Below are 14,737 nucleotides of genomic sequence, written 5' to 3'. Positions count from 1 at the left end.
ATGAAAATTCCCGATCTTCGAATTGACGAACCCGGCAGCTCTTTGACCCCTGAACAGATCGTCGATGCGCTTTTCGCCGGTAGGTCGATCACGATTCATCAACACTACTTCGTGTTCGATGACGCCGACGAGATCGTCTGGTACACGAACCCGTATGGCATCGATGGGATTCTCTGCAAGCGGCCAAGCGTTGAGAGGTTTCGGAAGCTCATGTACGAGCTCGAGCGCGGTCGTGAACTTGGCCTCACGCCGCTTAAGTAGGTCGCGAACGAGTTTCTGTTTGAGTTGTAGGGGACGGTCCGCGGCCAGATGATTTTGCCGACCTTCAGTTTTCGACTGAAACGCGTCTATCGCGATAAGAGTAGTTATCTTGCTAGTGGCGTTTGCGAGGCCTAACTGCCTCCGCGAACCGGAAAGACAACGATTAGAAGCGATGGATATTCCAGCAGCAATCACACCGCCGGATTACGGTTCTTGTGGAAACGGTGCGACATCAAATTTTGTCGCGTAAGGAGCGTAGGGTGCTTCTCGGTGAGCGGCTGCACAGTGTCGGCGCTGGCAGTAACGCTCCGGCAGCAAGCGTTACGCCCATGTCTTCCTCTGAGGGAGCAGACGCCGCGGTGATCAGGATTGAAGCTCGATTTTAATGTTGCGGGTATTAACCCGCGCCTCGTTGAGCTCGTTTTCGACGGGATCGACATGATACCGCAGCAGGTGTTTCCAGCGCGCAGAGCGCTGCTTTGTAAGCGGCACCCGTCCAAACGACCGCGGCCAATTGACGTATCGCTAACGATTGAGGCCACGCCGCTGCGCAGTTCTTGCGCGATAAGGAACCTGTGCTTGCGCCGATGGCATCACAATATGCTGTGTCGATGCGGGTGCTTCTAATAATGGCGTAAATCCGCCCGACCGATTGCCTGAGCAGACCCAGCTCAAAGTACCTCAGCGCCTTCACTTCGGGTGTCGCGGCCATTAGCGCAAACCATTCGCGCGCGCAGTGTCGTAGCCGGGCTCCGTGCAGCGCGCCGTTCCCAGAGAACCTCGCAATTTTCCATCGAGGTCTGCGTACGTTCCGCCGCGAGCTTGGGTTTGTCAGGTAGGCTGGACGGAAGCCCGCTGTAGAGTCGTCCCGCGAAGCAAAGCGATGTCGCAACAGAGGCGCGAGAAGACTTTCTCAAGCCGATCGTCCATGCTCGCCCATAGCATCAAAACGTCACTAGTAAAAAGGCGATGAAGACTTTGCAAAGCGGTAAGTAACGTATTACCGCGTCTTGAGATTTCCGCGAGGGTCTTGGCCGGGACTTGAGTCGCGCTGTCTAGCGAGCTGCCGCTGCGCACTGAGCAGCGTTTCCGGATAGTCGTCGCGATTTGGCTCATAGCCCTCTCGCACCAGCCTGACCACTTCGGAGCGGACTTGCGCACGAGTGATAGGCTGGCTCGCTTGCGCGTGCGCGACAGCGCATGCGCATACAGCGAAAGCTGCAGCGGTTACTTCGATAGTAGATTTCATAGCTTGACACCTTACTGAAAGGGTTTTGCAGGAATGGGCAAGTAGCGCAAACCATTATACGTTTTCCCCAGATGGGCGGCCGCTGGCATGCTCAGATCCGCATGGCGCCCAAGGAGTCGAATAGCTGGCGCGCTGCGGGATTCGGCGAGAGCCCCAGATACAGGCTGTAAGTGACGTCCGGAAGACGCGGTAATCCGTCCGTTGCGCCGAGCACGCGAAAATCGGGACCCATCACTTCGACGGAGCGGGCTGTCACGCCAAGACCTGCGCGAAGTGCGGCGCGTATGCCCGGCAAGGTCGGTGCGACGTAGCGGATGCGCCAGGCGATGCCCGCGCGTTCCAGATGCTCGAGCGCCATCGTACGGAACAAGCTGGGCTCGTCGGACGTGATGAGATCGAGCGGCTGCGAGCGGTCGTAGTTATAATCGGCGGCGCAAATCCACACGGTCGGAGATGTGCGGAGCGTCAAGTGTCTAAACTCGGGATGCGGTCGAGCAGAGATGGTCATATCGATTTCGCCTCGCTTCATCGCTTGCACTAGGAATGCGGTGCGGCCAGTGTCGATCGTCATGCGCAAGCTCGGGAAGGACTTCGAGAAGCGTTGCAGTAGATTGGGTAGCATGGAGTCGGCGACGTCGGCGGGCGCGCCTAATTTGACTTCTCCCGTCAAAGTCACACCGGCGATTGCCGAGCAAGCTTCGTCGTTAAGTGCGAGCAAGCGGCGCGAATACTCGAGCAATTTCAACCCATCTTCGGTCAGCCGCTTCTCGCGCCCTCGTTTCAGAAATAGCGGCCTCTCCAGTTGCGTCTCCAGGCGCTGCATCTGCTGCGTGACAGCGGATTGCGTCCGATGTACCGAGTCGGCGGCTGCCGCAAACGACTCACGCTCGACGATCGCCACGAACGTGCGCAGCAACTCCAAGTCGAGATTCAAAAGGCTCATTAATCCGGTCTCCCCCTGTTGGACTCTTTTCGATAGTCAGCCGGTGCGCCGACTGTTGCGTACCAGAACGTTTCTGGACTCATAAGACATGCTAATGCATCTGACGGGCGGGCGCTGCAGGAGATTTGCGGATTGGATCGCGGCGCATGGAGAGGCCCTGCGGTCGCACGAGAGCCGCTGAAGCTGAGTTCAGGGCCCGCGGCCATTTTGTTGTCTCACAGTTCTGCCGGTGGCATTCTGATCTAAGTTGCACACGACTAAATCCTTGCCAAGGCAGCAGATACTCTCTGCAGATTGCAGAAATCGGCCACATTCAGGTACTGACGCCACCAGTCGTCGACTACGGCGTTATCGCGACTATGACCGAAAAGTACTCCTATCGGTCGTGCCGAGAGGCGACTCCTTGCTATACCGGTCGAAGTGCTTCCCATGGCGAACGATTGCGTATCACGTGTATCGCACGTGCTCTCGGCGGTCAGGCCGCGCGCCAGTGCCATGGGGTGCTAAATCCGCTCCGCGCACTTATTGACGGACATGTTTGCCGGTGCGCGAACCTTAGAGTATTTATGTGCGTCTAGGCGTATGTCCAAGAAGACGCGAAGTTTTGATGGGATACCCCTGCAACGCAGCTTAAAAACCGACTCATGCGTTGCAGCAAGTACTGATTCTTTGGGCGATTCATTAGAGAAGTTAGCTCCCGTCATGAACTTCGGAATACGAACGTATTTAGATAAGTCTATCTGCCCGAAAAGATAGACTTCGCTTTGATCATCCTGGCGCAACGCTAAGGGTTCGAAACGTTGATTCTTTCTAGGGCTTGAGCGATTTTCCGTCTGCGCTGTAGCCGCGTCAGAACGCTCGCTGCTCAGGAGAGACGGCGTCGCGTTTCAAAATTGCAATACCTTTAAACAATCGTCGACGTTGAATAAGCACCGCCGCAAGCGCACCACGGGTTAACGATATAAGCGGAGCGCTAAATTCTCCGCAATTGAATGGCTCGCCGACATGTCGCCGACGCAATCCAAGAATGCATAAGTCACGCTAATGCATTTTCACGAATTGCTGGATTGTTTAGGCGCGAGAGCCTGCCTTATAGTCGGTTTGACTTGAACGGCTGCATGAAGAAAGCGTTGCATGCAGCCTGCAGATGATGAATCAGGAGACACGCATGGTGATGAAGTGCCGGATTGCGATTGTCGGCGGAGGACTCGCCGGTGCCGCGACGCTCAACGCGTTGCATACGTTTGGAATCGAAGCGCAAGTGTTCGAAGCCGCGCCCGCGCTCGGCGAGATTGGCGCGGCAGTAAGTTGCAGCCCGCAAGCGGTCAAGGCGCTGTGGGGTTTGGGCGCGAAAGGGCGTATCGATGCAGTGGGGCATCGTTCGCCGGGCGAATACACGCGCAACATGCAGTCGGGGGACTTTCTCGAGTTTCGCGATCGCTTCAAGCTGGCGGAGAAATGGGGCGCACCGTACTACTCGTTTCATCGCGCCGATCTGCTCGATGCACTCGCCGCAGGGCTGAATCAATCGCATATTCACTTGGGTCATCGGCTTGCATGGGTCAATGAACGCAGCGATGCCGTCGAACTCGTATTTGAGAACGGCACGCGTGTGGAAGCCGAATATGTGATCGGCGCGGACGGTGTGAAGTCGGTGCTGCGTCAGGCGCTCTATGGCGACGACAATCCGAGCTACACAGGTCAAATGGCGTGGCGCGCGTTGCTCGATGCGAGCATCGTGCCGGACTGGATTTTGGAGCCGACTGGACAGACGGAATGGATCGGTCCGGGCGCGCATGTGCGGGCGTATTACATCCGCGAGAAGAAGATGGTGAACATCGTCACGCAGCAGGACACCGATGCGTGGGTCGAGGAAAGCTGGAACAAGACGGGCGATCCGGATGAGATGCGCGCGAGCTTCTACAACCCTGAGCCGCGTTTGAAAGAACTGCTGGGTCTCGTGACGAAGTGCATGAAATGGGGCCTGTTTGCACGACCCATTACGGATAACTGGGGATGTGGACGCATTCAACTAATCGGCGATGCAGCGCACGCGATGGTGCCGAACGCAGGCCAAGGCGCAGGCCAGGCGTTCGAAGATGCGTACATCCTGGGCCGCTGGCTCAAGGCTAACGACGACCCCGCAGAAGCCTTCGCGAACTTCCGCCGCGTGCGCATTCCGCGCGTGCATGGCGTGCAACGTCTGTCGCTGGCGAACATGCGCTTCAAGCACATGAAGGACAGTCAGGCGCAGAAAGAAGCGATCGTATCGGGCAAGGGCAGCGTGCACGGCACGAACGACTGGCTTTACGGCTTCGATCCCATCACGGACTGGAACAAGACGCCCGTTGTGGCAGAAGCGTATGCCGATGCCACCAATACCACCGACACGAACGCGTCGCTCCTGACCACCCATTGAGATTAAACGATGAAGCTCTGCCGCTATAACGAAGGCCTGCCCGGAGTGATCGAGGGCGATGACATTTATCCGCTCGCCGATGCGCTCGCAACGACTGGCGCCGTGAGAGCCGGCGCGACCATGCCGGACGTGATCGATGCACTCGCGAATCATCCTGCATCGCGCGATGGGCTCGCCGCCGCGCGTCGCGGACAGCCGGTGCCGCTCGCTCAGGCGAAGCTGCTTGCGCCGATCGAAAATCCGCCTGCAATCTGGGCGGGTGCCGCGAACTATCGCTCGCATCAGGCCGAGATGACGGATCGCGTCGGCGCATATGACCGCTCGCAGTTTTCCGCCGATGACCTGATGGCCGAAGTCTTCCTCAAGCCGTCTTCGTCGATCGTCGGGCCGAACGGCACCGTGATCCTGCCGGAGATCGCCAAGCATGTGGACTTCGAATGCGAGCTGGCCGTCGTCATCGGCCGCACGGCGAAGAACGTGACGGCCGAGCAGGCGCTCGATTACGTATATGGTTACACGATGTGCTGGGACATCAGCATTCGCGATCCGTGGGGCCGCCGTCATAACACGCGCAATATTCGCAAGGGTTTCGATACGTTCTGCGGCATCGGGCCGTGGTTCGTCACGCGTGACGAGATCACCGAGCCGCAAGACTTGCGCATCGAGGTCGAACAAAACGGTCGCACTGTAATGCTGGCGCACACGAAGGACATGATCAACGGCGTGCGTGATCTCATCCGCTTTCTTTCGAGCGTGACGACGCTCAAGCCCGGCACGATCATCACCACCGGAACGCCCGCGGGCGTGTCGCAATTATTCGACGGCGACTGTCTGAAAGGCACGATCGAAGGCATCGGCTCGATGGAGCTGAACGTCGCCGCCAGCAAGTGATCAACGTAACTCGACACGTAACGGATAACTCATGCTTCTGCCGCTGAATCAACGCATCATCAGCTATGACATCGTCGGGCCTGAAACCGGTGAAGTCGTCGTGTTCTCGCACTCGCTCGCCGCCGATCTCGGTTTGTGGGCCGAACAGGTTCCGGCGCTGCTAGCCGCAGGCTACCGCGTGCTGCGCACCGATCTGCGGGGCCATGGCGGCAGCACGGCGACGCCCGCGCCCTACACCATCGATCTACTTGCCGACGATGTCATCGACGTGCTCGATGCACTGCGCATCGAACGTGCGCATTTCGTAGGGTTATCCATCGGCGGGATGATCGGGCAGTCGCTCGGACTGCGTCATGCGCCACGCCTGACGTCGCTGATGCTTTGCGACACGCAATCCGAATCGCCGCCCGATGCCGCGACGTTCTGGGGCCCGATGATCGAGTCGATCACGCGCGCGAACTCGCTCGAACCTATCGCGGATCGCACGATGCAGCGCTGGCTGACGGAGGGCTATAAGCAGGCGCATCCGGTTCGCTGGAAGCAGATTCGCGACACCGTTGCCGGCTGCACGCCGACGGGTTACACCGGCTGCGCGAGTGCCATCGGCAACTTCGATTTCACAAAGCGTCTCGGCACGGTCGGCACGCCCGTCCTGGTCGCGTGCGGCACGCAGGATCCGCGCGCGACGCCCGCCGAAAGCCGTCATATCGCAAGCCTTTTCCAGAGCGGAAGCTACGAAGAATTCGAGGGCGCGAAGCATGTGCCCAATGTCGAACAGCCCGAGCAGTTCAATCGCGTGCTGCTGCAATGGCTCGCCGCGCGTGCGTGAGGAAAGGACGATGGACGAACTCATGACCAAGACGTTGAAGGCGTGGCGATTTCTTTATCGCCGCGGCTTCATCGAAGGATTCGGGCATATCAGCGCGCGCTTGCCGGACGACCGCTTCATGATTACGCGGCATTCGCTGGGCATGAACGCTAAGCCCGAGGACTTCGTTGTAATGGACTTCGAAGGCAACAAGCTCGAAGGCGCGGGCGATCCGCCCGGCGAATTTCCGATTCATCTGGAAGTGCTAAGCGCGCGTCCGGACGTGAACTCGGTCATCCACTATCACGGCATGTATTCGACGTCGTTCACCACAAGCGGTCAGTTGCTGCGACCGATTCATCTGATGGGCACGCTGTTCCACGACGGCATTCCGGTCTATCACGATCCGCGTCTCGTGAGCGATCGCAAGCGCGGCGCAACGCTGGCGCAAGCGCTCGGTTCGCATCGCGCGGTGCTGATGTGCGCGCACGGTGCAACGATTACAGGAGCGAGCGTCGAAGAGGCGGTGGCGAGTGCGTTCTTGTTCGAAGAAAACGCGCATCGCGCCTGTATCAGCGCGACGCTCGGCACGCCGCAATGGATCGACGATGAAACGGCCGCTGATGCGGGCGCCGAACTGATCCGCACGCGCGGGCCGTTCCGCCGCGTGTGGGCGCTGGTCGAAGCCGAAGACGAGGACGAGCAAGTCCGCAACGCCTGATATTGCCTGCGCCGGTTTCATCGAAAGCCGGAGCAACACTCATTACAATAAGGAGTACTAAATGACGGTCGATAGCGAAGAAGCTTTCCGCGTGATGACGTCCGGGGTTTTTACCGCTGCCTATCTCGCGATGATCCCGATGCTCGAAAAGCTCACGGGAAAGAAGGTCGTCACGTTGACGACATCCATCGGCACGGGCGAAACATCGATTCCCAACCGGCTGGCGCGCTTCGAGACGGTGGACCTCGTGATCGTCGCGGAGCCGAATATGCAGCACTTCATCGAGAAGGGCTACATCATTGCGGATACGCGCGCGGTCATCGCGAAGTCGTCGGTGGCGATCGCCGTGCGCGATGGCGAGCCGCCGCCTGCCGCGCACAGCGTCGAAGCGCTCCGGCGAACGTTCCTTGGGGCGCGCGTAATCGCGTACTCCGCGAGCGAGAGCGGAAAGTACCTCACCACGCGCTTGTATCAGCGGTTGGGTATTGCTGAGCAATGCTTACCAAAGAGCCGGTTTGTCGGAAACGGGGAACGCACGGGCGCAGTGGTCGCACGCGGCGATGCCGATATCGCCTTTCAGCAGATCAGCGAACTGCGGCCGGTGCCGGGCATAGCGCATATCACGCCCATTCCGGACGAGTTGCAGGCGAACGTCTGGGTGGCGGCGGGCGTGCCGGCGTGGAGCCGCCATATCGAGCTGGCGCAATCCGTGGTTCAATTACTGAGTTCCGCCGATGCAGCACCCGCAATCGAACAAAGCGGTCTGCAATGCGTCGAAGGCGCAATGGGAGGCACGTCTTGCACGAAGCCACCGGCGGCCATGATTATCGATGTCAACCCGGCCGCACACTAATTCTTTCGGAGACACACTATGCATTTGCGCAGCGTTGAACTACAGATGCCGGATCGCGCGACGGCCGTCGAATTTCTTAAGAATCCGTGGGGCATGACGGAAGTCGGCACGCGAGGAAACACGACGTTCCTTCGCGGCACGGCGGCGCAGCACTACGCGGTGTCCATCACGGAAGGACCGGCCCGGGCGATTCTGTCCGCCACCATCGCCGGCACGCGCGAAGAAGTCGAGGCGGTGTACGAACGCGTCAACCAGGCTGGCCTTCGGCATGGTCCGTGGATCCATGCATTCGATGAACCCGGCGGCGGCGCGGGCTTCTACGCGGCCGGCCTTGAAGGCGAGCCGTTCCGTTTCGTCGCCGAAGCGGAACCCCCGCCCGAGCCGTTGCCGACCGAACGCGCGAATCCGATTCGCGTTGCGCATGTCGTGTTCAATACGCGGGATCGCGCAGCAGCAACGCGCATGTTCACCGATGTCTTCGGTTTCAAGGTGAGCGACAGCACGCGTTTCATGACCTTTTTGCGTTGCGACGACCTGCATCACGTAATCGCGTACGCGGATTCGAAGCAGCCTACGCTTAATCACATCGCGTTCGAAATGAAGGATACGGATGCCGTGCTGCGCGGCATGGGACGCCTGAAAGATGCGGGCTGCGGCACGGTTTGGGGTCCGGGCCGTCATGGTCCGGGTGACAATGTGTTCGCGTATTTCGTCGGGCCGTTCGGCGCGTGCATCGAATATACGGCGGAAATCATGCGCGTGGACGACGACTATGTAACGGGCACGCCAGATACATGGAAATTTCCTGACGGACGCAACGACCAGTGGGGCATTTTCACGCGCGACATGGAAGCATTGAGCGCGTCGTGCGATACGTTTCCTTACGGACCAACCGCGGCATGAATGGCATGAAGAATCGTCTTTTCGTAAGCGTCGCGCTGATACTATTTGCAAGGCATGGCTATGCGCAGACGCAAACACAAGCGCAAGACCCCGACGAAGCGCGTATCGCGGACGTCGTGACCGCGAGCCATATCCTTGCAAATGAAGGCATTCTCGACAGCTTCGGGCATGTCAGCACGCGTTCAGTAAAGAACCCGGATCACATGTTCATGCCGCGTGCAATGGCGCCCGCGCTCGTAACGCGCGCGGATATCGTCGAGGTCGATATTTCGAAGAACTGCAGCGCGGTCGCGCCGAATGCGCCACGGCTGAATGGCGAACGCTTCATTCATTGCCGGGTTTATGCGGCGAATCCTGAGCTTCAGTCGGTGATTCATTCGCATGATCTCGCCGTGATTCCGTTCGGTATCGCCAATGTGCCACTGGAGCCCGTGGTCGCGCAGGCGGGCTTCCTGCCGGCCGAGACGCCGCTGTTCGAAGTGCGCGATGCCTACCCGCCCGACGCGACCAAGCGCGGCGTGCAAGTTACCAACGCGAAGCTTGGCGATGCGCTGGCAACTAAGCTCGGCAAGAACCCGGCCGTGCTGATGGCGCGCCATGGCGAGACCGTGGTCGGCAAGTCGGTGCGCGAGGCGACCGTGCGTGCGCTCTACATTCATATCGACGCAAAAGCGCAGTTCGCAGGCATGCAGTTGAATCCGCACATCACGCCGATTGACGGTCCCGAACTCGCCGTCAACGCGAAGGAAAACTTCGATAGCGACCGGCCGTGGCAGAACTATCTGTCGCATTTGCATGGCGCAGAAGAGCAACATCCAGAGCAATAACGAGAGCATTGAGTACAGGTCGAATCATGACGACAACTGCATCACAGATCAGAGTGCCCGCCACGTACATGCGCGGCGGCACGAGCAAGGGAACTTTCTTCCGCTTGCAGGACTTGCCCGCGTCGTGCCAGCAGGCAGGCGAGGCACGCGACCGCTTCATGCTGCGCGTGGTGGGCAGCCCGGACCCTTACGGCAAGCAGATCGACGGCATGGGCGGCGCTACGTCCAGCACAAGCAAGTGCGTGATTCTCGCGAAGAGCGCGCGCGCGGATCATGACGTCGACTACCTCTTCGGCCAGGTCTCCATCGATGCCGCTTTCGTCGACTGGTCCGGCAACTGCGGCAATTTGTCGGCGGCGGTCGGGGCGTTCGCCTTGCATGCGGGCTTCGTCGACTCTGCGCGCATCCCGCAGGACGGCACGTGCATCGTGCGCATCTGGCAGGCGAATATCGGCAAGACGATCATCGCGCATGTGCCGGTGAGCGGCGGTCTGGTGCAGGAAACGGGCGGCTTCGAACTCGACGGCGTCACCTTTCCCGCTGCGGAAATCGTGCTTGAATTCATGGACCCCGCCGATGAAGGCGAGGACGGCGGCGCGATGTTTCCTACCGGTAATATCGTCGATGACCTCGACGTGCCCGGCTTAGGCACGCTCAAGGCGACGATGATCAACTCGGGCATTCCGGCTATCTTCGTCAACGCCGCCGGCATCGGACTGAAGGGCACGGAACTTCAGGACGACATCAACGGCGATGCGGAACGCCTTGCGCAGTTCGAAGCCATCCGCGTGGCCGGCGCGTTGCGCATGGGCCTGATCAAGACGCCCGGGGAAGCGGCCAGGCGCCAGCACACGCCGAAGATCGCGTTTGTCGCGCCGGCTGCGGATTACTCGGCGTCGAGCGGGAAGCCGATTCATGCCAGCGACTTCGATCTGCTCGTGCGTGCGCTGTCGATGGGCAAGCTGCATCACGCGATGATGGGAACCGCATCGGTTGCCATCGCGACCGCGGCGGCCATACCCGGCACGCTTGTGAACCTCGCGGCGGGAGGCGGAGTGCATGAAGCGGTGCGCTTCGGGCATCCTTCGGGAACCTTGCGTGTGGGTGCTCAGACCGAGCGCGTGAACGGACAGTGGAGCGTCACGAAAGCGCTGATGAGCCGCAGCGCGCGCATCCTGATGGAAGGTTTCGTGCGCGTGCCGGGCGATAGCTTCTGATTGCAGGGGGATTAACGCTCCGTTCGCATGAACGGGCCAGAAAAAAAAAATTTATTGAGAACCTTCGTTAGGAAAACGAAGCGAACTAGAAAGACAGTGACCATACTTTGATGGAGAGAGACAGATGAGAAAGAAAACATTGGCCATCGCGATACTGACCGGATTCGCAGCAAATATCGCATCGGCGCAGACCAGCGTCACCTTGTACGGGCTGATCGACACGGGCTTCGAGTATATGAGCAATTCCGCCTCTCTCGGCGCGACTTCCGGAGGACACTCGGTCGTCAAGATGAGCAACGGCGTTTGGCAAGGCAGCCGCTTCGGCCTGACCGGAAAGGAAGACCTGGGCGGTGGCACGCAGGCGATCTTCACGCTGGAATCAAGCTTCAACTCCGGAACCGGCGCCGCAGTGCCGACCAACGGCATGTTCGGACGCCGGTCGTTTGTTGGGCTGACGAATGCGGCATACGGGACTTTGACGGTGGGCCGCCAGTACACGTCCTATTACACGTTGCTCGTACCGTATAGCCCGATCAACTGGCTGACCGGTTATGGGGGCGCGCATCCGGGCGATATCGACTCTATGGACTCAAGCTACCGCGCGAACAACTCGATTCTGTACGTCTCGCCATCGTTCCACGGTCTCACGGTGAGCGGCTATTACGCGCTGGGCGGCGTGGCAGGCTCGTTCAATCGCGGCTCGACGTGGAGCGCGGGCGCGCAATACATCAGCGGACCGTTCGGGATCGCGGCTGCGTTCCTGCGCATCAATAATTCGACGCTCGGCGGCGGCGCGTGGGGCGCGGACTCGACGGCGAGCAGCGGCGGCGCGGAGCCGGGCGTGTCGGCGCTGACGTATGGCTATCGCAATGCACAGGCGCAGCAGCGCGTGGCAGTGACGGGCGGCTGGCAGTTCTCGCCTGCGTTCGATATTTCGCTGGCGTATTCCAACGTGCAATACATTCCGGGCGTGAATTCGGGCTTCCGCGATGAAGCGATCTTCAACACCGGCGGCGTCGTGCTGCACTGGAAGCCGCGTATCGAATGGGATCTCGCGGCGGGCTATGCGTACACGCGCGCCACGGAAGCGAACGGCATTACGAGCGCGGCGCATTACAGCCAGTTCAACCTGATGCAGTACTACAGCCTCTCCAAGCGCACCGGCCTTTACATGGTCGAAGGCTATCAGCGCGCAAGCGGCAAGACGTACACGCTCAATGCTAACGGCGTGGGCGGCATCATCGACGCGACGGCGAATGTCGGCGATGGCGCGAACAGCACGCCGTCGTCATCGCAGAGTCAGTTCGTGGGAATCGCGGGCATCATTCATCGCTTTTGATCGCGATCGAAGCGGAAGACCGCACCGTTATAGGCGCAGCGTGCCGAGCGAGTCGAACAGGCGGCGTGCCGGCGTACTCGGCGACAAAGCCAGATACAGGTTGTAGGAAACGTCAGGCAGGCGCGGCAATCCGTCCGCTTCACCGAGCACGCGGAAGTCCGCTCCCATCATCTCGACCGAACGAGCCGTTACACCGAGTCCCGCGCGCACTGCCGCGCGAATGCCGGGAAGCGTCGGCGAAACATAGCTCACGCGCCACGGCGTTTTCGCGCGCTCCAGATGCTCGAGCGCAATGCGGCGAAAGAGACTTGGCTCGTCCGCGATGATGAGATCGAGCGGCAGGCTGCGGTCGTAGTGATAATCCGCCGCGCAGATCCATACGGTCGGCGACGTACGCAAGTTGATGCGTCGATGCTCCGGATATTCGCGCGGCGAGATGGTCATGTCGATCTCGCCGCGTTTCATCGCCTGCATAAGAAAGGGGCTGCGTCCGACATGTATTGTCATGCGCAGGCTTGGAAACGCCTTCGAAAAGCGTTGCAGGAGATTGGGAAGCATGGAGTCGGCGACGTCTTCCGGCGCGCCGATACGCACCTCGCCCGTCAACACTGACCCCATGATGGCCGCGCAGGCTTCGTCGTTCAGCGCGAGCATCCGCCGCGAATATTCCAGCAGCTTGAGACCGTCGCTAGTCACTCGTTTGGCACGTCCGCTTTTAAGAAATAGCGTCTTCCCTAATTGCGTTTCGAGCCTTTGCATCTGTTGCGTAACGGCCGATTGCGTCCGATGCACCGATTCCGCCGCCGCCGCGAACGATTCGCGCTCGACGATAGCCACGAATGTGCGCAACAGTTCCATGTCGAGATTGACTGTGACCGCCATTTCCAAGGTTCCGAAGGAGCTGAATTCGTTGCGCGGAAGGCGTTTTCTTAGAGAAAAAATCTTATAAGCAACGCTAATGCATTCTAGCGAATTGTTGAGTTGTTGGCACTAAAGGCGCTCACGTATAGTGAGTTTGACTTGAACGGCTGCATGAAGAAAGCATTGCATGCAGCCTGCAGATAATGAATCAGGAGACACGCATGGTGATGAAGTGCCGGATTGCGATTGTCGGCGGAGGACTCGCCGGTGCCGCGACGCTCAACGCGTTGCATACGTTTGGAATCGAAGCGCAAATGTTCGAAGCCGCGCCCGCGCTCGGCGAGATTGGCGCGGCAGTAAGTTGCAGCCCGCAAGCGGTCAAGGCGCTGTGGGGTTTGGGCGCGAAAGGGCGTATCGATGCAGTGGGGCATCGTTCGCCGGGCGAATACACGCGCAACATGCAGTCGGGGGACTTTCTCGAGTTTCGCGATCGCTTCAAGCTGGCGGAGAAATGGGGCGCACCGTACTACTCGTTTCATCGCGCCGATCTGCTCGATGCACTCGCCGCAGGGCTGAATCAATCGCATATTCACTTGGGTCATCGGCTTGCATGGGTCAATGAACGCAGCGATGCCGTCGAACTCGTATTTGAGAACGGCACGCGTGTGGAAGCCGAATATGTGATCGGCGCGGACGGTGTGAAGTCGGTGCTGCGTCAGGCGCTCTATGGCGACGACAATCCGAGCTACACAGGTCAAATGGCGTGGCGCGCGTTGCTCGATGCGAGCATCGTGCCGGACTGGATTTTGGAGCCGACTGGACAGACGGAATGGATCGGTCCGGGCGCGCATGTGCGGGCGTATTACATCCGCGAGAAGAAGATGGTGAACATCGTCACGCAGCAGGACACCGATGCGTGGGTCGAGGAAAGCTGGAACAAGACGGGCGATCCGGATGAGATGCGCGCGAGCTTCTACAACCCTGAGCCGCGTTTGAAAGAACTGCTGGGTCTCGTGACGAAGTGCATGAAATGGGGCCTGTTTGCACGACCCATTACGGATAACTGGGGATGTGGACGCATTCAACTAATCGGCGATGCAGCGCACGCGATGGTGCCGAACGCAGGCCAAGGCGCAGGCCAGGCGTTCGAAGATGCGTACATCCTGGGCCGCTGGCTCAAGGCTAACGACGACCCCGCAGAAGCCTTCGCGAACTTCCGCCGCGTGCGCATTCCGCGCGTGCATGGCGTGCAACGTCTGTCGCTGGCGAACATGCGCTTCAAGCACATGAAGGACAGTCAGGCGCAGAAAGAAGCGATCGTATCGGGCAAGGGCAGCGTGCACGGCACGAACGACTGGCTTTACGGCTTCGATCCCATCACGGACTGGAACAAGACGCCCGTTGTGGCAGAAACGTATGCCGATGCACCCGCCGCCGTCGCATAA

The 14,737-nt window shown here is 59.7% G+C and carries 14 protein-coding genes; 11 read left to right on the top strand and 3 right to left on the bottom strand.

Annotated features, from left to right (window positions below; genetic code table 11):
* Positions 1-261, top strand: a complete 261-nt coding sequence (locus tag P9250_RS32345) for a hypothetical protein (protein ID WP_310397563.1) — start codon at positions 1-3, stop codon at positions 259-261.
* Positions 262-1,261: 1,000 nt separating this feature from the next.
* Here the strand turns inward: P9250_RS32345 and P9250_RS32695 are convergent.
* A complete protein-coding gene (locus P9250_RS32695) occupies positions 1,262-1,510 on the bottom strand; it encodes a DUF4148 domain-containing protein (RefSeq protein ID WP_409015000.1) in 249 nt (82 codons plus the stop codon).
* A gap of 91 nt (positions 1,511-1,601) precedes the next feature.
* Positions 1,602-2,453: a LysR substrate-binding domain-containing protein gene (locus tag P9250_RS32340; RefSeq protein WP_310397562.1), complete on the bottom strand. Its 852-nt coding sequence runs from the start codon at positions 2,451-2,453 to the stop codon at positions 1,602-1,604.
* Positions 2,454-3,600: 1,147 nt separating this feature from the next.
* On the opposite strand from P9250_RS32340, the gene P9250_RS32335 reads away from it, so the two are divergent.
* From P9250_RS32335 to P9250_RS32295, 9 genes are all read left to right on the top strand, one after another.
* Complete coding sequence (locus P9250_RS32335) at positions 3,601-4,872, top strand: FAD-dependent monooxygenase (RefSeq protein WP_310397561.1); 1,272 nt, start codon at positions 3,601-3,603, stop codon at positions 4,870-4,872.
* A gap of 9 nt (positions 4,873-4,881) precedes the next feature.
* Positions 4,882-5,763, top strand: a complete 882-nt coding sequence (locus P9250_RS32330; RefSeq protein WP_310397560.1) for a fumarylacetoacetate hydrolase family protein — start codon at positions 4,882-4,884, stop codon at positions 5,761-5,763.
* 31 nt (positions 5,764-5,794) lie between these two features.
* On the top strand, positions 5,795-6,592 hold the full coding sequence (locus P9250_RS32325; RefSeq protein WP_310397559.1) for an alpha/beta fold hydrolase: 798 nt from the start codon (positions 5,795-5,797) through the stop codon (positions 6,590-6,592).
* A gap of 10 nt (positions 6,593-6,602) precedes the next feature.
* Complete coding sequence (locus P9250_RS32320) at positions 6,603-7,292, top strand: class II aldolase/adducin family protein (RefSeq protein WP_310397558.1); 690 nt, start codon at positions 6,603-6,605, stop codon at positions 7,290-7,292.
* 61 nt (positions 7,293-7,353) lie between these two features.
* Positions 7,354-8,145, top strand: a complete 792-nt coding sequence (locus tag P9250_RS32315) for a substrate-binding domain-containing protein (RefSeq protein WP_310397557.1) — start codon at positions 7,354-7,356, stop codon at positions 8,143-8,145.
* A gap of 18 nt (positions 8,146-8,163) precedes the next feature.
* Positions 8,164-9,048: a VOC family protein gene (locus P9250_RS32310; protein WP_310397556.1), complete on the top strand. Its 885-nt coding sequence runs from the start codon at positions 8,164-8,166 to the stop codon at positions 9,046-9,048.
* 5 nt (positions 9,049-9,053) lie between these two features.
* The gene (locus tag P9250_RS32305; RefSeq protein WP_310397555.1) at positions 9,054-9,875 is read left to right on the top strand and encodes a class II aldolase/adducin family protein; all 822 of its coding nucleotides are present in this window, start codon (positions 9,054-9,056) and stop codon (positions 9,873-9,875) included.
* A gap of 26 nt (positions 9,876-9,901) precedes the next feature.
* Positions 9,902-11,092, top strand: coding sequence for a 2-methylaconitate cis-trans isomerase PrpF (gene prpF / locus P9250_RS32300; RefSeq protein WP_310397554.1), 1,191 nt, complete (start codon positions 9,902-9,904; stop codon positions 11,090-11,092).
* A 124-nt stretch (positions 11,093-11,216) separates the two neighbouring features.
* Positions 11,217-12,431 (top strand): porin, encoded by a 1,215-nt coding sequence (locus P9250_RS32295; RefSeq protein WP_310397553.1) that lies wholly within the window; start codon positions 11,217-11,219, stop codon positions 12,429-12,431.
* 27 nt (positions 12,432-12,458) lie between these two features.
* On the opposite strand, the gene P9250_RS32290 is transcribed toward P9250_RS32295, so the two are convergent.
* Positions 12,459-13,313, bottom strand: coding sequence for a LysR substrate-binding domain-containing protein (locus P9250_RS32290; protein ID WP_310397552.1), 855 nt, complete (start codon positions 13,311-13,313; stop codon positions 12,459-12,461).
* A 182-nt stretch (positions 13,314-13,495) separates the two neighbouring features.
* Here P9250_RS32290 and P9250_RS32285 point away from each other — a divergent pair, with 182 nt between their 5' ends.
* Positions 13,496-14,737, top strand: a complete 1,242-nt coding sequence (locus P9250_RS32285; protein WP_310397551.1) for an FAD-dependent monooxygenase — start codon at positions 13,496-13,498, stop codon at positions 14,735-14,737.

This window comes from Caballeronia sp. LP006 (assembly GCF_031450995.1).
Taxonomy (GTDB): domain Bacteria; phylum Pseudomonadota; class Gammaproteobacteria; order Burkholderiales; family Burkholderiaceae; genus Caballeronia.
This window is presented reverse-complemented; position numbering and strand designations above follow the sequence as displayed.